Origin of the sequence: Nocardia sp. NPDC004860, from assembly GCF_040609015.1 — a bacterium.
Lineage (GTDB): Bacteria > Actinomycetota > Actinomycetes > Mycobacteriales > Mycobacteriaceae > Nocardia.
This window is the reverse complement of record NZ_JBEXJI010000015.1, coordinates 1-21,166: the sequence shown is the minus strand read 5'-3', so window position 1 is coordinate 21,166 and position 21,166 is coordinate 1. Positions and strand designations below refer to the sequence as shown.

18 protein-coding genes are annotated in these 21,166 nt (G+C 70.2%); 9 read left to right on the top strand and 9 right to left on the bottom strand.

From position 1 onward, the window contains the following. Nucleotides 1–9: 9 nt before the first annotated feature. Genes ABZV44_RS25240 through ABZV44_RS25225 form a run of 4 tightly spaced genes read right to left on the bottom strand, consistent with a single transcriptional unit; the run spans nucleotide 10 to nucleotide 4,861 of the window. On the bottom strand, nucleotides 10–993 hold the full coding sequence (locus ABZV44_RS25240; protein WP_354840883.1) for an SCO2521 family protein: 984 nt from the start codon (nucleotides 991–993) through the stop codon (nucleotides 10–12). 12 nt (nucleotides 994–1,005) lie between these two features. Continuing rightward, complete coding sequence (locus ABZV44_RS25235; protein ID WP_354840880.1) at nucleotides 1,006–2,055, bottom strand: SCO2522 family protein; 1,050 nt, start codon at nucleotides 2,053–2,055, stop codon at nucleotides 1,006–1,008. After that, entirely contained in the window at nucleotides 2,052–2,984 is a 933-nt protein-coding gene (locus ABZV44_RS25230) for an SCO2523 family variant P-loop protein (protein WP_354840877.1), read from the bottom strand. The genes ABZV44_RS25235 and ABZV44_RS25230 overlap by 4 nt, the downstream gene beginning before the upstream one ends. Beyond that, complete coding sequence (locus ABZV44_RS25225; RefSeq protein WP_354840874.1) at nucleotides 2,981–4,861, bottom strand: SCO2524 family protein; 1,881 nt, start codon at nucleotides 4,859–4,861, stop codon at nucleotides 2,981–2,983. The genes ABZV44_RS25230 and ABZV44_RS25225 overlap by 4 nt, the downstream gene beginning before the upstream one ends. A 195-nt stretch (nucleotides 4,862–5,056) precedes the next feature. Here ABZV44_RS25225 and ABZV44_RS25220 point away from each other — a divergent pair, with 195 nt between their 5' ends. From ABZV44_RS25220 to ABZV44_RS25210, 3 genes are read left to right on the top strand one after another with little or no spacing between them, the layout of a single operon-like run. After that, on the top strand, nucleotides 5,057–5,944 hold the full coding sequence (locus ABZV44_RS25220; protein ID WP_354840871.1) for a sugar ABC transporter permease: 888 nt from the start codon (nucleotides 5,057–5,059) through the stop codon (nucleotides 5,942–5,944). After that, entirely contained in the window at nucleotides 5,934–6,764 is an 831-nt protein-coding gene (locus tag ABZV44_RS25215; protein ID WP_354840868.1) for a carbohydrate ABC transporter permease, read from the top strand. The genes ABZV44_RS25220 and ABZV44_RS25215 overlap by 11 nt, the downstream gene beginning before the upstream one ends. Further along, complete coding sequence (locus ABZV44_RS25210; protein WP_354840865.1) at nucleotides 6,761–8,050, top strand: extracellular solute-binding protein; 1,290 nt, start codon at nucleotides 6,761–6,763, stop codon at nucleotides 8,048–8,050. The genes ABZV44_RS25215 and ABZV44_RS25210 overlap by 4 nt, the downstream gene beginning before the upstream one ends. A 7-nt stretch (nucleotides 8,051–8,057) precedes the next feature. Here the strand turns inward: ABZV44_RS25210 and ABZV44_RS25205 are convergent, their stop codons facing one another. After that, on the bottom strand, nucleotides 8,058–8,975 hold the full coding sequence (locus ABZV44_RS25205; RefSeq protein ID WP_354841318.1) for a DNA-3-methyladenine glycosylase 2 family protein: 918 nt from the start codon (nucleotides 8,973–8,975) through the stop codon (nucleotides 8,058–8,060). 329 nt (nucleotides 8,976–9,304) lie between these two features. After that, nucleotides 9,305–12,076: an FAD-binding and (Fe-S)-binding domain-containing protein gene (locus ABZV44_RS25200; RefSeq protein WP_354840863.1), complete on the bottom strand. Its 2,772-nt coding sequence runs from the start codon at nucleotides 12,074–12,076 to the stop codon at nucleotides 9,305–9,307. A 177-nt stretch (nucleotides 12,077–12,253) separates the two neighbouring features. On the opposite strand from ABZV44_RS25200, the gene ABZV44_RS25195 reads away from it, so the two are divergent. The 6 genes from ABZV44_RS25195 (at nucleotide 12,254) to ABZV44_RS25170 (ending at nucleotide 18,931) form a co-directional block, all read left to right on the top strand. Next, nucleotides 12,254–14,134: an ABC transporter ATP-binding protein gene (locus ABZV44_RS25195; protein ID WP_354840860.1), complete on the top strand. Its 1,881-nt coding sequence runs from the start codon at nucleotides 12,254–12,256 to the stop codon at nucleotides 14,132–14,134. Between the two features lie 96 nt (nucleotides 14,135–14,230). After that, on the top strand, nucleotides 14,231–15,196 hold the full coding sequence (locus tag ABZV44_RS25190) for a class I SAM-dependent methyltransferase (protein ID WP_354840857.1): 966 nt from the start codon (nucleotides 14,231–14,233) through the stop codon (nucleotides 15,194–15,196). 190 nt (nucleotides 15,197–15,386) lie between these two features. Then, nucleotides 15,387–15,857 (top strand): hypothetical protein, encoded by a 471-nt coding sequence (locus ABZV44_RS25185; protein WP_354840854.1) that lies wholly within the window; start codon nucleotides 15,387–15,389, stop codon nucleotides 15,855–15,857. A gap of 51 nt (nucleotides 15,858–15,908) precedes the next feature. Continuing rightward, nucleotides 15,909–16,982: a DNA polymerase IV gene (locus ABZV44_RS25180; RefSeq protein WP_354840852.1), complete on the top strand. Its 1,074-nt coding sequence runs from the start codon at nucleotides 15,909–15,911 to the stop codon at nucleotides 16,980–16,982. A 29-nt stretch (nucleotides 16,983–17,011) separates the two neighbouring features. Further along, on the top strand, nucleotides 17,012–17,848 hold the full coding sequence (locus ABZV44_RS25175; RefSeq protein WP_354840849.1) for an enoyl-CoA hydratase-related protein: 837 nt from the start codon (nucleotides 17,012–17,014) through the stop codon (nucleotides 17,846–17,848). 90 nt (nucleotides 17,849–17,938) lie between these two features. Beyond that, on the top strand, nucleotides 17,939–18,931 hold the full coding sequence (locus ABZV44_RS25170; protein ID WP_354841315.1) for an oxidoreductase: 993 nt from the start codon (nucleotides 17,939–17,941) through the stop codon (nucleotides 18,929–18,931). Here ABZV44_RS25170 and ABZV44_RS25165 read toward each other — a convergent pair. From ABZV44_RS25165 to ABZV44_RS25155, 3 genes are all read right to left on the bottom strand, one after another. Then, the gene (locus ABZV44_RS25165) at nucleotides 18,928–19,629 is read right to left on the bottom strand and encodes an endonuclease/exonuclease/phosphatase family protein (protein WP_354840846.1); all 702 of its coding nucleotides are present in this window, start codon (nucleotides 19,627–19,629) and stop codon (nucleotides 18,928–18,930) included. The genes ABZV44_RS25170 and ABZV44_RS25165 overlap by 4 nt on opposite strands. Before the next feature lie 127 nt (nucleotides 19,630–19,756). Next, the gene (locus ABZV44_RS25160) at nucleotides 19,757–20,128 is read right to left on the bottom strand and encodes a DUF5073 family protein (RefSeq protein ID WP_354840843.1); all 372 of its coding nucleotides are present in this window, start codon (nucleotides 20,126–20,128) and stop codon (nucleotides 19,757–19,759) included. Continuing rightward, nucleotides 20,125–20,940 carry a heavy metal-binding domain-containing protein gene (locus tag ABZV44_RS25155; RefSeq protein ID WP_354840840.1) on the bottom strand — a complete coding sequence of 272 codons (816 nt, stop codon included), beginning with the start codon at nucleotides 20,938–20,940 and terminating at the stop codon, nucleotides 20,125–20,127. Before ABZV44_RS25155 ends, ABZV44_RS25160 begins: the two co-directional genes overlap by 4 nt. Nucleotides 20,941–21,166 lie beyond the last annotated feature (226 nt).

Below are 21,166 nucleotides of genomic sequence, written 5' to 3'. Positions count from 1 at the left end.
ATCCGCCGGTCACCACTGGACGGTACTGATCTTGGCGCTGCGCAGCGCCGCCAGGGTCGCCACCGCCAGCCGGTCGCGCAGATGTCCGACCTGCGCGGTCCACTGCCGGGTGAAGCCCGGATCGGACTCCAGCCGCGTCCACAGTTCGCGCAGCCGGGGCGGGGTGTGGGCGCCCGGCATCCACAGGTGCACCAGTTGTTCGAGCAGCGGCGCCAGCTCGGCGGACGGATCACGTTCGGGCATGGGACGATCCGCCTCGGACAGGGCCGCGCCCAGGGTGGACAGCAGCCAGTCGTGCACGGCCAGATCCTCGCAGAAGCGTTGCACCGCACCGAGATCCCGGGCGGTCGGCACCATGATCCGCACCGACCGGGTGTGCTCGTCCTCGAGCCGGAACGCGAACAGGGTGCGCCCGCGCACGGTGCCGCCCACCGGCGGCGCGACCCGCGCTGCCCAGCGCAGCCGGGTGGCGCTGGAGCGCACCGGCGGCTGCTGATCCAGGCGGGGATCGGTGCGCACGCGGGTGAGCAGCCGGTCGCTGACCGAGCCCAGGTCCAGGGTGGTGGCGCCGGAGCCCTCCAGGAACCCCTCGGTGAGATCGACAGCGGCCGCGGCATCGTCGGCGATGCGGTGCCACACCTCCAGCGTCCCGACCTGATTCAGGTAGTGCGACCAGGGCCGCCGGTTCTTGTCGGCCGTCCGTACCACCGTGGAACAGGCCGAACTCTGCAGCACCCGGCCGCCCACCAGGATCGCGTGCGCCGCCACCGTCCCGATGGCGCGGCTGTCCGATCCGGACACCGTGGCCAGCTTGCAGTCCACCCCGACGGCCGAACCCGGCGAAATCGCCAGGGCCAGTGGTCGTTCCCGCATCAGTACCCGCTGCCCGGGCAGCAGTGACAGCAGCGCCGTCGCCTCCCGCGCCGCCAGTCCCCCCGCATTGGGCAGTAGTGCCGTGCGTACCTCCCCCAGCAGCACCAGCGGCTCGTTCACCGGGCGGCCACCTCAGACGTCACCCAGGAAGATGTGGTTCAGCCGGTGGGTGGCCCGGCGCGGCACCTGCACCGGAATCCGTTCGCCCGCACCGCGTTCGGCGAGCTTCGCCTGCACATCGTCATCGAGTTGCAGATGGTCGAGGATGACCCGCACGGCGTGCTCGATGCCCAGGTAGCTGTAGGGCAGCACCGACAGCGCCCGATAGGCCGCGAAGGGCTTGGCCTTCGGATTCAGCTTCACCACCGCGGGCAGCCGGGACCAGTCACTGGGCCATGGCTCCTCCCAGGGCACCGGAGCCGCCACCATGGCGCCCTCGTTGCGAATCAGGCCCAGCCGCAGCAACTGCCAGATGGCGGCCAGGAAGGGGCAGGACCAGAGCATGCGCTCCACCTGCTGATCGCCCTCTTCCTCCAGGCGGCGGCTCCACAGCTGCACATCCAGGAAGATGGAGTGATTGCGCGCGCCGAATTCCTCCGGCGGCCGGTAGCGCGAGACGCGCATGGCCTGTCCCGCATCGAATTCCGAGGATCGGCGGCCATTGCAGAGCCAGCCGGACTCGACGGTGGGCGGGCGGCGGCCGGTGCTGTCGCGCTCGGGTTCGGCGACGATGCGGGCGGCCATCATCTCCGCCAGCCGCACCGGCTCGCCGACCGGTTCGCCGTCCTGGAACGACGGCACCTCGGCGCAGCCCGCCTCGCGCGCCAGATAGTCGATGCGCACACCGCATTCCTCCGCGGCGGCCAGCAGCTTCTCCAGCACGTCGCGCGGGTCGGCGGTGCGGCGGGCATCGCGCGGGCGGTTGGCGGTGCGGGTCCAGAAGTAGTCGTCGACCAGGAAGCAGGTGCTGACCCGGGCGCCCGCCCCGAATTCCGCTTCGGCAGCCGCGATCTGGGTCTGGACGATGGGCGCCACCTTGCGCAGCTGCGCGTGGATCCGGTCGACGCCGTCGACCAGCTCGTCCATATAGAAGTGCCCGACCTCGATGGACAGATGCGAGAGCGGCTGGCCGGCCACGCGATTGCGTTCGCCCGCCTCGCTGTAGTCGGTCGCGGAGCTCATCGCCGCACCTCCACCTGTTCCCAGACGGCGTCGTTCATGAGTTTCTCGGTGAGCAGGCGGAATGCGGCCACGGTCTCGGCATTGGCGACGTGGGCGGCCACATCCACATCCAGGATCACCTGTTCCCGGCACTGCAGCATCGGTTCCACCGGGATCTTGCCCAGTATCCCGCTCTCGCCCATGCCGTGCCGGTTGGCCGCGCGGGTCAGGGTGTTGTGTTGTTCCTGCAGCCAGGCGGCCTGGGCCGGGCGGAGGCCGGCGGTCAGGTTGAGTTCGGGCACCGCGGTGCGGACGAAGCGCAGCGAATTCAGCAGTTCGGCCCGGTCGTGTCCCCAGGCCTCGCCGACGGCCAGCACGCCGTGCTCGTCGTGCACCAGGCCGCGGGCGGCCGCGATGTGCTGGCGGGTCCAGCGGTGGAAGATGAGCCAGCGGCACACCGCGCGGGACAGCTGCGGGTGCCGGGTCGCGCTGAGCGCGAGGGCCAGGGCGATGGATCGGCCCGCGCTCAGATCGACGAAGGTGACATTGAATTCCTGCTCGCAGGTGGCGAACAGCGCGGCGCAGCGATCGATCATGCGCTCGTCGAGGGTGGTGAACTCGGAGCCGCCGAGATCGCCGGGGAACAGCACCAGGCGGCCGGAGGGATGCCGGGACCGGCTCAGTTCCATCCGGTCGGTCTCGGAGCGCACACTCAGCCGCGCCGGCGTCCCGTTCTCGTCGAGCAGATAGGCGTGCAGGCCGGTCCCGTCCCGGACCCCGTTGTCGATCCGGCTGATCTCGAAAGTGCCACCCGCGGTGGGGGATCCGAAATCGAAGTCCAGATAGGCGACCTTGTACCCCTTCATGCTCAGCCAGTAGGCCATATTGCAGCTGGTGACCGAGCGCCCGGTGCCGCCCTTGTCCGAAGAGGAGAACACGAGCACGGTCACACACTCCTGGTGGCGTCGAACCGGGCGTAGGCGAGCTCGTCCAGTTCCAAGAGGGCCTGCGAGGCGAGACTGACTGCGGTGCCGGGGCGCTCGTCGATGAGCGTGCGGGCCCGTTCGAGGCGCTGCTCGGCCAGGGCCAGGGCGGTGCGGCCGGCCGACACGTCGGTCTCGCTCAGCTCCAGCATCTCCCGGTTGAGCAGGTGCTCGGCCTCGGTCAGCAACTCCATGGCCCGGGTCACCGAGGTCGGCGCCCGCAGCGGCGGTTCCCGGTACAGGCGCGCGGCGGTCACCATGCACTCGACCACGCGCTCGGTGAGATACCAGGAGGGCAGGTGGTTTTCGGGGCCGCCGAAGATGCGGCTGGGATCGTCCCACAGGCCGGTGGCCGGTCCTTCGCGGAAGGCGCGCAGGTCGAGGTGGTCCATGGTGGCCTGGGCCAGCGTCATCAGCTGGTCGCGGGTCTCGATGGTGCCGGAGAGCCGCGCGGCCTGCAGGGTGCGTTTCAGAAGGACGGTGGCGTAATCGGAGACCGTCCACAGCAGCAGCGGGCCGTCCAGCGCCTCGCTGCCCAGCAGGCGCAGGCTCACGCCCGGCGTGTGCATGGTGCGGGCCGGATCGTCGGCGGTGAAGCGGCGCACGATGCGGCCACGGCGGGCCAGCTCGTCGAAAATCGTTGCGGCGCGGTCCAGATCGTCGTCATTGGCCTCGCGGTTGAGCAGATCCTGCATGAGCACCGCGGAGACGATGAGACTGAAGTAGTCCGATTCCTCGCCGTCGGAGGTACGCCACGGAATGTCCTCGAGCGGCCAGCGCCCGGTGCCGAAGCGCGCCACCGCCGCCCAGTAGCGCTGGGCCAGATCCCAGCGCAGCTGCAGGGCCTCGGCCAGGCGGCGCTGCTGGCCGTTGAGCAGGTCGAGTTCACGGGTGCGCACCGAGGTGAGGTCGTTGATGCCGTCCAGCGCCACCACGGTGAAGTGCAGGTAGGGCCGGGCGACGGCATGGCCGGGCTGATCCGCGATCGGCATGTCCACGAAGTCGATGGGCGCGGCCTTGCGCACAATGGCCCAGCTCCAACCACATTCGAACAGCATGTCGCCGCTGTCCAGGTCGACGCCCTCCACCTGGCTGAGGGTGGTGTCGTTGCGCAGCCGGATCCGCACCCGGTCCAGGCGCTGCTGCACGGCGTGCACCACCGCGTCGGGGGAACCGCCGGTCTGGTTGAGCATCGACAGCATGGCCTGCCCGGCGGCGGATTTGGGCGAGACCGTATTCACGACGAAGCTGCGGATCAGGCCCACCATGGCGGCGGTGAGCCGGACATTGATGACCGCGTCGAGCGCCTCGATGCGCGGGCCCAGGTCCACGGCGAGCTTGATCCGCCGGCCCACGGCCAGTTCGGCGACCGGGCCGCTGAATCCGCGCAGGAATTTCAGCGCGGCCAGGCACAGGGTCAGTGACATGGAATAGGAGTCGACGACCTCGAGCGTGCGCTGCGCCGGGGTCGGCTCGGCGCCGTCGGAGGAGGTCAGGTAGCTGCCCGCGGCGAAATTCGGCAGGGCGGCGTCGGAGTCGGGGTCGCGGTCGGTGTGGCGGTCGATGTACTGCTCGAGCAGCCAGACCACGCGCTCGCCGATGCGCAGGCCATTGTCGCCGAGGGGGGAGAGCACCTCGCGGATGTCGTCGGCGATCTCGTCGGGATGCTCCAGCCCGAAGCCGTCGATCTCGGTCGCCGGGTACAGCAGGCACAGCAGCTGTTCGGCGTCGCTGATGGAGTTGGAGCCGTTGCGGCCGCCCCACACCCACTCACCATCCCGATAACACGCGGTCAGCAGCGACCGCCAGACTCCGAGGATCTGTTCCCGTGGCTTGATTCTCATCGACGCCGTCCCCTGCCCTGTCGTGGCCAGCCGCGCCGTCACAGCTGTGAACGAGCGCGGCACAAACTATCATGCGCTGCCGCCCGGCATCGGGTGGGACGCCGTCTCGAAATCGCATCGCGCACAGGGCAATATCGGGCAGATCGGGCGTGGGAGGGCGCTGTCGCCGGGAGCGGGCCGGTAGCGTCGCTGATCATGGATCGGACGGTTCGCCGCGGTTCGGCCCGGCGCAGACAGGCGGCGGTGGGCTATGCGCTGCTGCTGCCGAGCCTGATCGGGGTCGGGTGTTTCCTGCTGGTGCCGATCGCGGTGGTGTTGTGGCTGAGTGTGCACAGCTGGAATCTGCTGGGGCCCATCGAATTCACCGGAGCGAGCAACTGGCGGTCGGTGCTGGGGGATCGGCAGTTCGGGCATTCGCTGCTGGTGACGCTGGCGTTGACGGCGCTGGTGGTGCCGGTGCAGACGGCGCTGGGGTTCGCGGTGGCGGCCGTGCTGGCACGGCGCGGGCGGGGCGGGACCGTGCTGCGGGTGGTGTACGCACTGCCGTGGATGTGTGCGCCGGTGGCGGTGGGGGTGGTGTGGCAGTGGATCTTCGCACCCACGGGCGGGGCGTTGAACGCGCTGCTGGGACGGCGGGTGGAGTGGCTGAGCTCGCCGGCGCTGGCGCTGCCGGCGGTGGCCTCGGTGATCGTGTGGATGAATGTGGGTTATGTGGCTTTGTTTTTCGTGGCCGGGATCAGGGCCATACCCGGTGAGATCCTGGACGCGGGCGCGCTGGACGGGGCCACCGGCTGGCGGCGCATCCGCTGGCTGATCCTGCCGCTGCTGCGCCCGACCATGTTCTTCGTACTGGTCACCGGGGTGCTGAGCGTCTTCCAGACCTTCGACGCGGTGTACGCGCTCACCCGGGGCGGGCCCGACCACCACACCGATGTGGTTGCCATGCGGATGTATTCGGAGGCCTTCCAGGCCGCGCATCCGGGGCGGGCCGCGGTCATGGCGGTGGTGGTGTTCGCGGTCATGTTCGTGATCACGATGGTGCAGCACCGATACTTCCGGGATCGGACGAGTTATGAGTACTGAACGGAGGGCGGCCGCCCGGGCCGTCGCGGCGTATACGGTGCTGATCCTCGGGGCGCTGCTGACGGTGGCCCCGCTGGTGCTCAGCGCGCTGACCGCGGTCAAGACGCCGAAGCAGTTCGCCAGCGAATCCGCCCTGGCCACACCGCATCCCGCGACGCTGGACAACTTCCGCACGGTCCTCGACCAGGGGGTGGGCCGGGCCGTCGCGGTCACCGCCCTGATGACGGTCTGCATCACCTGCGGACAGCTGGTCACCTCGACCATGGCGGCATACGCCTTCGCGCGCACCAGCTTTCCCGGTCGTGAGGTGCTGTTCCGGGTGTATCTCGGGACCATGATGGTACCCAGCGCGGTCACCCTGGTGCCGCTGTACCTGATGTTCGCGAAGCTCGGCTGGCTCAACAGCTTCTGGGCGCTGGTGCTGCCGTTCCTGTTCGGCTCGCCGTACGCGATCTTCCTGCTGCGCCAGTACTTCCGGGCCATTCCGCAGGAGATCATCGACGCGGCGCGGATGGACGGGGCCTCGACCCTCGACATCCTGGTGAGCATCGTGGTGCCGATGAGCAGGCCGATCCTGGCCACGCTCGCCGTCATCACGGTGGTCTCGCAGTGGAACAGCTTCATGTGGCCGCTGGTCGCCGCGTCCGGCCCGAAATGGCAGGTGCTGACCGTGGCCACGGCGAGTATGCAGACCCAGTACAACGCGCAGTGGACGCTGATCATGGCCGCCACCACGCTGGCGATCGCTCCGCTGGTGCTGTTGTTCGTGGTGTTCCAGCGGCAGGTCCTGGCCTCCATCGCGGTGACGGGGATCAAATGACAGAGATCCGGATCAAGGATTCGACCCGGGCCGTGCTCGGGCTGGTTGTGGTCGCCGTGCTGCTGGTGGCCGCGGCCCTGTGGCTGGGCCGCGATACGGCGAGCGGCGGGCGCACGGTGGTGCGGCTGCGGATCTGGGACCAGAGCTTCGTCTCCGCGTATCGGGCCTCGCTGGACGAGTTCCAGCGCGCCAATCCCGATATCGAGGTGCGAATCACGCTGGTGTCGTGGGCTTCCTACGCGCAGAAGCTACGGCTGGATGTGGCGGGCGGGATCGCCGACGACCTGTTCTGGACCAACCTCTACGAGGACTACGCCGACAGCGGGCACCTGATGGATATCGGTGCGGCGCTGGGACCGCAGGCGGCCCGAGCCTGGGACCCGCAGGCCGTCACCCAGTACACGCGCGCCGGAACGCTGTGGGCGGTACCACAATTCGTGGACGGCGGGACCGCCGTGTATGTCAACCGGGACCTGCTGACACAGGCCGGGGTCGATCCGGGCGCGGTCACGGCGGCGCGCTGGAGCACCGACCCGGCGCGGGATACCTTCCGGCTGCTGCTACGGCGGTTGGCGCCGGTATCGGAGTGGCCGTACAACGCCGCCAACGACTTTCAATCCATCACCCTGCCGTATCTGGGCTCGGCCGGTGGGCAGCTCCAGCGCGACGGCCGGTTCGCGTTCGATTCCCCGCAGGGACGGGACGCCTTCGGCTACACGGCGGGGCTGGTCGCCGACCGGCTGTCCCCGTCGGCCGCGGACACCAATGCCAGCGGCGACTTCGCCAAGAACGCCTTCCTGCAGGGCCGGATGGCGCTGTTCCAGTCGGGCACCTTCAATCTGGCCACGATTGCCCAGAACGCTGGATTCCACTGGGGATTGGCCATGATTCCCGCGGGCCCGGCCGGGCGGGTGAGCGCCAACAATGCCATCGGCCTCGCGGGCAATGCCGCCACCGCGCACCCCGCGGCGGTGCGGCGGGTGCTGGCCTGGCTGGGCAGTGCGGCGGGCAACCGCTACCTCGGCATCGACGGGGCGACGATTCCGGCCGTGGTATCGGAACAACAGGTGTACCGGGACTACTGGGCCCGGCACGGGGTCGACGTGTCACCGTTCTTCGATGTGTTGCGCGACAAGGAGATCGCGGCGGGCGGGGGCGCGGGATTCCCGGCCGCCCTGGAGGCGATGACGCCGATCTTCGACCAGATGTACCTGGGCCGCATCCCCGTCCCGGACGCACTGGCCCGGGCGCAGCGGGAGGCCGACGCGGCGGCCGCCCAGCAGTGATCGACCCTCAGATGCGACTGTGATCGGTGTAGGGCGTGCGCGGGCCGAACTTCGGTTTGCGCGCGAACCCGGCCAGGCCGAGCAGCCGCACCGCGCGATATCGGTGCGGGCGCAGGGGTTCCAGGTATTCGACCATCTCATCGTCGTCGATCGGCCGATCGAGCAGCGTCCAGCCGACGATGGCCGCGAGATGAAAATCGCCCACCGACAGAGCATCCGGATCGCCGAAGGCGCGCTGGGCGATCTCGGCGGCCGTCCACACCCCGATCCCGGGCACCGTGCGCAGCCGCTCTGCGGCGTCGGCGTGGCTCAGCCCGGCCGCCTGTTCCAGCTTCGGTGCGCTACGCGCCGCCAGCACAATGGTTTTCGAACGCTGCGGGCCGACATTGGCGCGGTGGTAGACCCAGGACGGGATGTGCCGCCAGGTCTCGGCGTCGGGCATGACCCGCAGGCCCCGCGGGGCCGGACCGGGGGCGGGAGTTCCGTAGCGCCACACCAGTTTCCGCCAGGAGTCGTGGGCGGTCCTGGTGTGCACCTTCTGCTCCAGCACCGCCGGGACCAGCGCCTCCCACACCAGGCCGGTGCGCAGCATGCGCAGACCCGGATTGCGGCGGTGCGCCTCGGCGACCTTGGGGTGCCCGGGGGCGAAATCGCTGAGGTCCTCGTCCAGGCAGAGCATGGCGGGGAGCCCCGCCAGGAACTCCTCCGCACCCGGGCCCCACGCGCGGGCGTCGACCGTCTGTCGATCGAGTTGCCGCAGCCGGTAGGTGACCTCCCCAGAGGGCAGGCGGGAGGCGTGCCAGTGCGAGCCGTCGGGGGTTTCGCGGTGACAGGGATCGCCGAAGCCGTGGCGCAGCGGGGAGATGGTGGCGGCCAGATCCAGCGGCCGATCCGAGCGGAGGGTGCGGGCGCGCTCGACCGTCATCCGATCGATTCCGGGCGGCGCTGAAGTCACCGCGCCATTCTATTGGTAACGCGAAGATCGATGGCGGCGATGTTCATTCCGATTGTCTTGGTTGCTCAGCAAACTAATGGCATCCGGCACTGGAGGTACTCGGCATGATCACCAACCTGATCAATTTCCTGCTCGGCGTTTGGGAAACATTTTCGCCGGCAGTAGCGGTTACCACATTGCACCCGGCACGCTGCCGTTCGGCAGCTGACGATGAGGGAAGGGGCACCCGCCATGGCGGGTGCCCCTTCGTCTGCGCCGATCGTGGCCGGAACCTGCCAATCATGGCCGGTCCGTGCCGATTACGGCCGGTCCAGCAGGAACTGGGCCAGGTGACGGGACGGGCGGCCGGCCAGCTGTGCGGCCTGGGTCCGGCAGGAGAAACCGTCGGCTATCAAGATCGAATTCGGGGGCGCCGCACGCAGTGCCGGGAGCAGGCCGTTCTCGGCGACCGCGACCGATACGTCGTAGTGGCCGCGCTGCATTCCGAAATTTCCAGCAAGTCCACAGCAACCAGAGATCTCGATCACTTTCGCACCGGTGCCGCGCAGTATTCGGCGATCGGCCGCGAACCCCAGCACGGCGTGCTGATGACAATGCGGCTGCACCACCACGGTGTGGCCGCTGCGGTCCGGCGGCCGCCAGCCGGGCTCGCCCTCCAGGAATTCCGACAGGGTGCGCACCGCGCCCGCCACGGCGGCCGCCCGCGGATCCTCCGGCAGCAGGCGCGGCAGATCATCGCGCAGCGCGGCCGTGCACGACGGTTCCAGCCCGACCACCACCCCACCCGCGCCGACATGCGCGGCCAGGGCATCGACGGTGGCGCGCAGCCGCTTCCGCGCGCCGTCCAGCTGGCCGGTGCTGATCCAGGTGAGACCGCAGCAGACCCGGGAGTCGGGGATGCGCACGCGATGACCCAGTGACTCGATCAATTCCACAGCGGCACCGGCGATCTCGGGATCGAAGGCGTCGGTGAAGGTGTCGATCCACAGCATCACCCCGGGTGCGGAGTCGCCGGTGCGCACCGGCTGCCGCCAGGAACGCCGAAAACTCCGGTGCGCCACCGTGGGCACCTCGCGACGCGGATCCATTCCGGACAACCGCAGGCCGAGGCGGCGCAGCGGTCCCGCCGCACCGAGCGCGTTCACCAGCCGGGGGAGCCGCGTCGCCGGTCCGAGCCAGCGCGGCAGGCGGCCCAGGGTGTAGTGGTCGACCGGGCGCGGCCTGCGCCGATAGCGGCGGTACAGGGTCTCCGACTTGTAGGTCGCCACGTCGACGCCGGCGGGGCAGTCGGAATGGCATGCCTTGCAGGACAGGCAGAGATCCAGCGACTCGGCGACGGCGTCCGACCGCCAATCGAGCGCGCCCCGGACCACCTCCTGCAGCACCCGGGCCCGGCCGCGGGTGCTGTCCTTCTCGTCGGCGGTGGCCAGATACGACGGGCACATGAACCCGCCCGCGGCGTGGGTGTCGGCCCGGCACTTGCCGACTCCCACGCAGCGATGCACGGCCGTGGCCAGATCGCCGTCGGCGGGAAAAACGAAACCACCGGTCGTGGGCAGCGGGCGCAACCCGGCCAGGCGCAGGTCGGCATCGATCGGGCGGGGATGCACGAGCACACCGGGATTCAGCACGGCGTCGGGGTCGAACAGCGCCTTGAAGCCCGCGAAGGCGTCGAGGGCCTCCCGGGAGTACATGAACCGCAACAGATCCGAGCGCGCCCGGCCGTCGCCGTGCTCACCCGAGAGCGAGCCGCCGAACCGCACCACCTGCCGGGCGGCGTCCTCGAGGAAGCTCCGGAAGCGTTGCGGCGCATCGGCTATCGGCAGATCCAGGCGCACATGGATGCAGCCGTCACCGAAATGGCCGTAGAGCAGGCCGTCCAGGCCGTGGTCCCGGAGCAGCGCCTCGAACTCGCGCAGGTAGTCGCCGAGGCGGTCGGGCGGCACGGCGGCGTCCTCCCAGCCCGGCCAGGCCGGACGGCCGTCCGGGGTGCGGCCGGCCAGACCCGCGCCGTCGGCACGGATGCCCCACAGCGCCTGCGCCTCGGCCGGGTCGGTGACCACGCGGGAGTCCAGCGCGTGCGCGCTCCCGCGCAGCAGCTCCGCCTTGTCCCGTGCCTGTTCCCATGTCGCACCGTCGATTTCGATCAACAGCCAGCCGCCGCCGCGCGGCAGATCGGGCACCCCGCCGCGATGGGCACGCACCACGTCGACCAGGCGCGCGTCCATGCCCTCCACGGCAATGGGCCGCACCGCCATGATCGCGGCGATATCGTCCGCGGCCGCCGGCATATCCGGGTAGCCGAGCGCCACCAGCACGGTCGCCGCGGGCACCGGAACCAGCCCGACGGTGGCGTCCAGCAGCAGTCCGCAGGTGCCCTCGGTGCCGACGAAGGCCTTGGCCACCGACGCACCGCGTTCCGGCAGTAGATGTTCCAGCCCGTATCCGGACGCCTGCCGCTCGAACCGGCCCAGCTCGGTGCGGATGAGCGCCAGGTGGGCGCGGGTGAATTCGGGCAGGCCCGCGAGCACGGACAGGTCCGCGCCCAGGGTGCGCTCGATGCCCATCCCGTCGAGAATCCGCAACTCGCGCACCGTATCCGAGGTGCGGCCCCAGGCCACCGCGCGCGGACCGCAGGCATTGTTGCCGATCATCCCGCCCAGCGTGCAGCGGTTCTGGGTGGACGGGTCCGGGCCGAAGCGCAGCCCGTGCGCGCCCGCGCGCCGCTGCAGCGCGGCCAGCACCACCCCGGGCTGCACCCGTGCGGTGCGGCGCTCGGGATCGAGGTCGAGGATGGCGTTCATATGGCGGCTGAAGTCCAGGACCAGACCCGGTCCGATGGCATTGCCCGCCACCGAGGTTCCCGCCCCGCGCGCGGTCACGGTCAGCCCCTCCGCGCGCGCGACATCCAGGGCCGCCCGCACATCGGCCGCATCGCGCGGGAAGACCACGCCGCGCGGGAGGATCCGGTAGTTCGAGGCGTCCGAGGAGTATTCGGCCCGCCGCCGGGGGCCGGTGTCGACCTCACCGGTGATCACCGCGCGCAACGCTCGCTCCCACGCCTCGCTCACGCCCCAACCCTATGCGCGCCATGGCGAGGCTTCGCCGATCCGGCCCGCTTGCGGGCGGCGGATTTCGCTCAGCGCGAACCGCTGGGCTGGGCGGATGGCCTTGATCTCAACCTTTGTTGAGGTATTAGTGTCGGTGGTGCGGGGTTCGATGAACCCCGTGACCGGTGAGGAGCGGGGATGAGTATCGAATCCGTGGCGTGGAATCAGCTGTATCGGCAGATGAACGCGCCTGCAGAGCAGCGACCGCTGCGGTTGGCCACTGCCCGGCGGATCCTCGCCTTCGCGCGGCCACACCACCGGCAGTTGGTGGCGTTCCTGGTATTCAGCATCGTGTCGGCGCTGCTGGCGGTGGCCACCCCGGTCCTGGCCGGGCGAGTGGTCGACGCCATCGTCGGGCACGGCGCGCCGCGCACGGTGATCACGCTGGCCGCGATCATCGCGGCGGTCGCGGTGCTGGATGCCGGCTTGGGGTTGGTGATCAGGTGGTTGTCGGCGCGCATCGGAGAGGGGCTCATCTTCGATCTGCGCACCGCGGTGTTCGATCACGTACAGAAGATGCCGATCGCGTTCTTCACGCGCACCCGGACCGGCGCACTGGTGAGCCGGCTCAACAATGACGTTATCGGGGCGCAACGCGCGTTCAGCACCACCCTGTCCGGGGTCGTCACCAACCTGGTCACCCTCGCGCTCACGCTGGCCGTGATGCTGCGGCTGTCGTGGCAGATCACCCTGCTCGCCCTGGTGCTGCTGCCGGTCTTCGTCGTGCCCGCCCGGCGCATGGGCGAGCGGCTGGCCGGCATCCAGCGCGAAGCGGCCGGGCTGAACGCGTCCATGAGCACCCAGATGACCGAACGCTTCTCCGCGCCGGGCGCGACGCTGGTCAAACTGTTCGGCCGACCGCGGCAGGAGTCCGCGGAGTTCGGGCTGCGAGCCGGGCGGGTGCGCGATATCGGGGTGCGCACGGCCATGCTGCAGACGGTGTTCGTCACCGCGCTCACCCTGGTCTCGGCGCTGGCGCTGGCCCTGGTCTACGGGCTGGGCGGCTATCTGGCGCTGCAGGGTGAGCTGGAACCCGGTGCGGTGGTGGCCCTTTCGCTGCTGTTGACCCGGCTGTACTCGCCGCTCACCGCGCTGGCCAGCGCCCGGGTGGATGTGATGTCGGCGCTGGTGAGCTTCGAGCGGGTCTTCGAGGTGCTGGATCTGAAACCGCTGATCGAGGATTCGCCGCTGGCGGTGCCGGTGCCCGCGGGCCCGGTGGCGGTGGAGCTGGACGGCGTCACCTTCGGCTACCCGTCGGCCGACAAGGTCTCGCTGGCCTCGCTGGAGGATGTGGCCACGCTCGACACCCGCGGCGGTGAGGAGGTGCTGCACGATGTCTCGCTGCGGGCCGAGCCCGGGCAGATGGTGGCGCTGGTCGGCTCCTCCGGGGCCGGGAAATCCACCATCGCGCAACTGGTCTCGCGGCTCTACGACGTGGACTCCGGGGCGGTGCTGCTGGGCGGCATGGATGTCCGCGAGCTGACCGGGCAGTCGATTCAGGACACCGTCGGCCTGGTCACCCAGGACGGGCACCTGTTCCACGACACCATCCGCGCCAATCTGCTGCTCGCCCGCCCCGCGGCCACCGAGGACGAGCTGTGGGATGCGCTGCGGCGCGCCCGGTTACGCGAGCTGATCGAGTCGCTGCCCGACGGCCTGGACACCGTGGTCGGTGAGCGCGGCTATCGGCTCTCCGGCGGGGAACGCCAGCGCCTGACCATTGCCCGGCTGCTGCTCAAACAGCCCCGCGTGGTGATCCTGGACGAGGCCACCGCCTCGCTGGACTCCACCTCCGAGGCCGCGGTACAGGAGGCGCTCGCCGAGGCCCTCGACGGCCGCACCGCCCTGGTCATCGCGCACCGGCTGTCCACCATCCGCAATGCCGACCAGATCCTGGTGCTCGAGCACGGCCGCATCGTGGAGCGCGGTACGCACACCGAACTGCTCGCCGCGGACGGCCGCTACACCGAGCTCTACCGCACCCAGTTCGCCGATTCCGGTGCCCCGGCGACAGTCTGATCTGACCCGGGGCTCGGTAGTCCGATCGGACCGGGCACCTTGCCGGATCGGCAAAAGGATTCGAGCCGTCCGGGGGCGCGCCGATAGCGTCGGAGTATGAGCGCTCACTCGCACGAACAGGCAGGCACGCACGGACATCCGCATTCCCGCGGCCACGGACATGGGCACGGTCACGGACATGGGCACGGCCACACCCACGACGGGATCGACTGGGCGGCCATGGTCGACGATCTCCGGCGCGATGACGCCATGTCGGCCGACGCCAATGCCGAGATCGCGCGGCGGCTGGTCGCCCTGATCCCGGCCGGCGCGGAGGCGACCGTGCTGGACATCGGCGCGGGAGCGGGCGGCCAGAGTGTCGCGTTCGCGCGGGAACTGCTGGCCCGCGGCGGCGGGAGTCTGGTGATCGTGGACGCGGTGCCGGAGCTGCTCGAGGCGGCTCAGCAGGCCGTGAAGGTCGCGCTGGACGGCGACGATCGGGTGCGGGTGCGGACCGTGCACGCTGACGCCGCGGCCGCGGACTTCGGCGCCGGGATCCCGGCCGCGGATCTGGTGTGGGCCTCGCGCATGGTGCACCACCTGCCCGATCAGCAGGCGGGCACCGCGCGCCTGGCCGGGCTGCTGCGCCCGGGCGGCTGGCTGGCGCTGGCCGAGGGCGGGCTGTCGATGCGTTGCCTGCCTTGGGAACTCGGCGTCGGCGCCCCAGGACTCCAGGACCGGCTGCTGGCCCTGCGCGACGCGGGCTTCGCCCAGATGCGGGCCGACATCACCGCCGCGACCCCCATGCCCTACGGCTGGAATGTGGCGCTGAGCCGGGCCGGGCTGGCCGACGCGACCTCCTTCAGCGTGCTGATCGATCACCCCGCGCCGCCCGCGCCGGCCGTGCGCGAGAGCGTCGTCGCCTGGCTGGGCGGCTTGAGCGAGCGGGTCGGTGAACGTATCGGCGATGATGATCGGGCCACCCTGGCGGCGCTACTGGATCCGGCCGCCGACACGTTCATCGGTGCGCGCGAGGACATCTACATTCTCGGCGCCACCACGGTCTTCCTCGGCCGCCGCTAGCCGTCACCGCGACCGCGCGCGGGGCGGGTCCGTGTTCGGGCACGATCGTGATCTGGCCGTGCCCGAACCGACACCGTGTTGTGGCCGCAGCGGCCGCTCCGACCTCCCGAAATGCCCTGCTATGCGGCATAATTCGAGCTCCCATGGCATAACCCACAAGATCGTTTCACATGCCGGGGGAGGAGTTTCGGTGACCCGTACCAAGGAGCAGCGGCACACGCCCGCGACCCGCGTCGACGATATCGAGCGCATGTTCGGCGCCCGCCGATATCAGCCCACCGCCGACACCCCTGCCATGGAACTACGGGTGACGAGCGGCACCAAACGCACCGACGACGACTGGATCGTCCCCAAACAGCTGGTGGCCGACTGTGTTTCGGGCAAGCTGGTGCTGGACTTCACCCGGGCCCGGTGCTCACGGCGGGAAATCGACATCCGGGTCGAGGCCGATGCCGGGACGATCGTGCTGATCGTGCCGCGCGGCTGGCGGGTCGACACGGACGGTGTGCAGCCGGGTGCCGGCTCGGTGGCCAACCGGGTCAAGCTGCCGAGGTTCCCGGGCGCGCCGCTGATCCGGGTCACGGGTGAGGTGGACACCGGTGCGGTGAAGGCGCGCTACGCCTACCGCTCGCCGCTCAGGTGGTTGCGCCGCTCCCGCTGACGGTGTCCGCAGTTCCCGGCATTTCGGGAGACCATGCGGTATGACGGAGGGGTGACGCGCTGGCTGCTGCACGTCGACCTCGACCAATTCCAGGCCGCGGTCGAGTTCCGGCGGCGTCCGGAGCTGCGCGGGCAGCCGATCATCGTGGGCGGCAACGGCGATCCGGCCGAACCCCGCAAAGTGGTGTCCTGCGCGTCCTATCCCGCCCGGGCCTTCGGGGTGCGGGCGGGCATGCCGCTGCGCACGGCCGCGCGGATCTGCCCCGGCGGCGTCTTCCTGCCCCAGGACCTCGCCGGCTACGCCGAGGCGTCCGAGGAGATCATGGCGCTGCTGCGCACCTTCCCCGGCCGGGTCGAGGTGCTCGGTTTCGACGAGGCGTTCCTGGCGGTGGACATCGAGGATCCCGGGGAACTGGCGCGCGAGATCCGGTCCGCCATTGCGGAATTGGAGCTGACCTGCGCGGTCGGCATCGGGGACAACAAGACCCGGGCCAAGCTTGCCACCGGCTTCGCCAAGGCGGTCGGCAAGTCGGCGCGGTCGGCCGACGAGCCGCCGCCGGCGGACACCGGAACCGGAATTTTCCGGCTGACCAGGGACAACTGGGTCGAGCTGATGGCGCACCGGCCCACCTCCGCGCTCTGGGGCATCGGCGCGCGCATCGCGAAACGCCTGAGCGGCTTGGGGATCGAGACCGTGGCCGACCTGGCCGCCGCCGACCGGAAGGTGCTCGCGGCGGAGTTCGGCCCCAATACCGGGCCGTATCTATGGGTGCTCGGGCACGGCGCGGGCGACACGGACATCGCCGAGCCGCGAGAACCGGTGGGCCACAGCCGATCCGAGACCTTCCCGCACGACCTCACCGAACGCGCCGACATCGATGCCGCGGTGATGCGGCTGGCCACCCAGGTGGCCGAGGAGACCCTCGCGGCCGGGCGGGCTGTCGGGCGGGTCAGCGTCACGGTGCGTACCAAGACCTTCTTCACCCGGAGCAAGCAGCGGAAACTATCCACACCGACCGCCGATGTGGACGAGATCGTGCAGACGGCGCTGGAAGTGCTGCACGCCTTCGAGCTGGATCGGCCCATCCGGTTGCTCGGAGTCCGGGTCGAGTACGCCATGCTGTGATCAGGTTCCACCCGACGGAAGGCACTCAAATGAACTCAGCATCGCGCAGCGATTCCCACAGGGGTGGCGGCGGGGCGACGGGCGGGCGCGACTACGAGAACATCCTGTTCGAGCACGACGGCCCGATCGCCCGCATCACGCTGAACCGGCCCAATGCCGCCAATGGCATCGATCAGGCGCTCGCGGACGAGCTGGAGCGCGCGGCCACCTACTGCTCGGAGGATCCCGCGGTGAAGGTCGTGGTGCTGACCGCGGCCGGGCGGTTCTTCTCCGCGGGCGGCGACGTGCGGGCCATGGCCGCCAGCGCGGACACCGGGGCATTCATCGAGCAGCTGGCCGGGACCCTGCACCGGGCGGTGTCGGCGCTGGCGCGGATGGACGCGCTGCTCATCGTGGGTGTGAACGGCACCGCGGCCGGCGCGGGCATGAGCCTGGCGGTGGCCGGCGATCTGGTGGTCGCCGCCGAATCCGCCGCCTTCACCATGGCGTACACCAAGGTCGGGCTGAGCCCCGATGGCGGCGCGTCCTACTACCTGCCGCGGATCATCGGCCTGCGCAAGACCCAGGAGCTGATGCTCACCAACCGCACCCTGTCCGCCGCGGAGGCGCTGGAGTGGGGTCTGCTGCACCGGGTGGTGCCCGATGCCGAGCTGACCGGCGCCGTCGAGGCCCTGGCGCAGGAATTCGCCACCGGCCCCAAGGGATCCAACGCCAATGTGAAGAAACTGCTGCTGGTGTCCTCGCGGCACACCCTCGAGGAGCAGCTGGACACCGAGGCGGCCTTCATCACCCGCTGCGCCGATTCCGCCGACGGGCAGGAGGGCATCGCCGCGTTCACCGGCAAGCGCGCACCGAAGTTCGCCTGAGGACAACGGGTTTCGCCCCCGGGCCGAGGTCGGGGGCGAGTCAGGCCGGAAGGTGACGCGTCCGCACAGGTGGCGACCTATGCTCTGGACATGGAGTTCCAGGCGATGGTGGCACACGAAACGGACAGTGGGATCGCCCTCATCCGGGAGGAGGTCGCCGACGACTTCCTCATGCCGGGCGACGTGACGATCAAGGTGCACTTCTCGAGCGCCAACTACAAGGACGGGCTGGCCATCACCCCGCGCGGCGGTGTGGTGCGGCAGTATCCGCTCATCCCCGGCATCGACCTCACCGGTGAGGTGGTGTCCTCCACCGATCCGGAATTCGCGCCCGGCGACCTGGTCGTCGCGCACGGCTACGACATCGGCGTGGCCCACCACGGTGGTTTCGCCGAGTACGCACGGATTCCGGCCGGGTGGGTGGTGAAGCTGGACGGCCTGACCCCGCGCGAGGCGGCGGCCATCGGCACCGCGGGCTACACCGCGGCCATGAGTGTGCAGGCGCTGCTCGACCGCGGTCTCACCCCCGACTCCGGTCCGGTGCTGGTCACCGGCGCGACCGGCGGCGTCGGCAGTGTGGCGGTGGACATCCTGTCCGGGCTCGGATTCGAGGTGGTGGCCTCCACCGGCAAACTCGGTGCGGGCGAACTGCTCTCGGCGCTCGGCGCCGCCTCGGTCATCGGCCGGCAGCCGGGCGAAGGGGAGAAGCTGCGCGCGCTCGGCAAGGCGCAGTGGGCGGCCGCCGTCGACAGCGTGGGCGGGACCTCGCTGGCCCACATTCTGAGCACGGTCAAATACGGTGGCGCGGTGGCGGTCTCGGGCCTGACCGGCGGCTCCGACCTGCCCACCACGGTCATGCCCTTCATCCTGCGCGGCGTGTCCCTGATCGGTATCGACTCCGCGCACTTCCCGATCGCCCAGCGCCGTGAACTGTGGGCGCGGCTGGCCAAGGACCTGAAGCCCCGGCATCTGTCGCTGCTGGAGAATTTCGCACCCATCACCGAGGCCGAGTCGGTGCTGCGCGCCATCCTGGACGGAACCCACTCCGGCCGAACGGTTCTCGGGGTCGCGGGCGAGTTCTAGCCGACGATCGCACGCACGAGGTTGTGGTCGGACGCCCCGGCCACATCCTCGACCGCGACACCGCGCACCGGCACGCCGCGCGTGACCACATGATCGATGAACTGGGATTTCGAACCGGCCGTCCGGGGCCGGGTGGGAACGGAATCCGGCGGAAACCCGGCGATGGTGAAGCCGGCGCCGAACGCGGCGGCGAGATCGTCCCGGCCGACATTGAAGTCACCGAGCAGGACTGCCGGGCCGTCGCCGGCGACGGCGGCCAGGCGCTCGAACTGGCCGGCCCGGCGCCGGTCCCCGCTCACATGGGTGGCGATGATCAGAATGCCGTCGATCTCGGCCGCCAACAGCCCTTTTCCCGGATCGACCGGGTGCGGCTCCGCGGTGACGAACCGGCTCGGCCCGCGCACGATCAGCACGAGATGTTCGGAGCGATCCGCCAGGGTGCTCGGCACGCGGCGCGGGCTCGGAACGCGCGGGTAGTCGAGGACGTGAAAAGTCCGGTCGGGCAGCGCCTCCCGCAGGCTCGCCAGCTGATCACCGCTGACCTCCTGGAGCGCGATGACCGCTTCGGGCCGGGCCGCGACGGCGGCGGTCACGACCGCGATCCGCTTCGCCTCCTGCGGCCAGCGCACGGCCATCTCGCTGTCCCAGTTGTCGGCGTGGACGCGGTGCAGGACGTTCCAGGTGGCAATGGTGATCACCTACGCACCCTACGAGAAACCCACTGACCGTGCGGGTTTCGTTTCATGTGAAACAAAGGATATTCGCCGGTTGGTTGCCAACCGGCCCTCTCTCGATCGTCGATTCAGTCCTTGCTCGTCATTTGACTCAGCCCGGACCCGCGAGAACGTCCAGCGCCGCCGAGAGGTGGGGCAGCGCGGTCGGACCGTACGAGGCGGCGATCTCGGCGAGCGCCCGGGCCAGGTGCGGGGCGATGGTGGCGGCCGGCAGCAGCTCCTCGGACAGCACGATGCCGCCCACCACGTGGGCCGCGCGAATCCGCTCGTCGGAGGTGACCTCGTAACGCCACGAACCGATCTGGACCCGCTCCGGCTCGGAGCGGAACAAAGATTTGCGGGGCGGTGTCCGGGTCACCCCGGGGACGCTCGCGAAGACGGTGAAGACCAGTCCGAGGCCGCCCGGGCCGCCGAGCGCGGCATCGATGGCGCGGGTGGCGGCCCGGGTATCGAAATCGCTCACGAGTTCATGCCGAGGGTGAACTGCGGAATGATCGGGTCGCCGTCGCCGATGCGGCGGATGGCCGTGCCGGAGGCGTAGAACTCGACCGTGTGGTATCCCCACGCGTAGTTGGAGATATCGACGCTGACGCCGGTGACGCCGTTCGCGCCGTCCCGTTCGGCCTCGGCCTGCATGCGGGACATGGCCAGCTCACGGGCCTGATAGTTGCCCTGGGTCCACTGCGGCATCTCCATATTGCGGCCCATCTGGCTGAGCATCTGCCGGAAGCCCTGCACTGCCACGTGGAAGACGCAGTTGCCCATGACGAAGGCGATCGGGGCGTAGCCGGTGCGCATCAGCGTCACCATGTCCTGCCCCGAGAGGTGACTGGTGAAGGCCTGCCCGTTCGGCCGCCGATAGCTGCCCGGCGATTTCGCGAACCGCACCGCGGTCCCCACCGCGATGAACTCCAGATGCTCCATCGACTCCCCGTGCTGCCGCCACTCCAGCCGCACCCCCACCACCCCGTCGGCCTGGAGCGAGTCCGCCTCGGCCTGCATGCGCGACATGGCATTCCACCGCGCCCGATAGGTGGCCTCGGTCAGCACCGGCAGCTCCTGCTGCTGCCGGATCCCGGTGAACTGGAACCCGACGTGATAGACGGACACGCCCATCACCAGGTCGATGGGTTCGAAGCCCGCCCCGTGCAGTAGCGCGAACTCGTTGACCGACAGATCCGAGGTGAAGATCCGGTTCGCGTGCGAAAGGCGCTCACCCGCGACCTGATCGAGCTGGTTCGGTTGATTCGGCTGACCGGGCTGGTTCGGTTGCATGTCGTTCGCCCTCCGTCGGATCCCCGATGGACCCCCAACGAGGGTACGACCCGGTCAGGTTCGGAGCCCGCCGAAATGGCCGGGAGCCGTGGGGGGTGGCCGCCCACCCCCCCGGGCCGCTGGGGGGCGCCCCCGGGGGGGGGGGGGGCGGCCCGGGCGGCGCCCCCCCCCCGCGCCGCCCAGTGGCCCAGTGGCACCGGATGACCGGGGGTGGAAACGAACACGG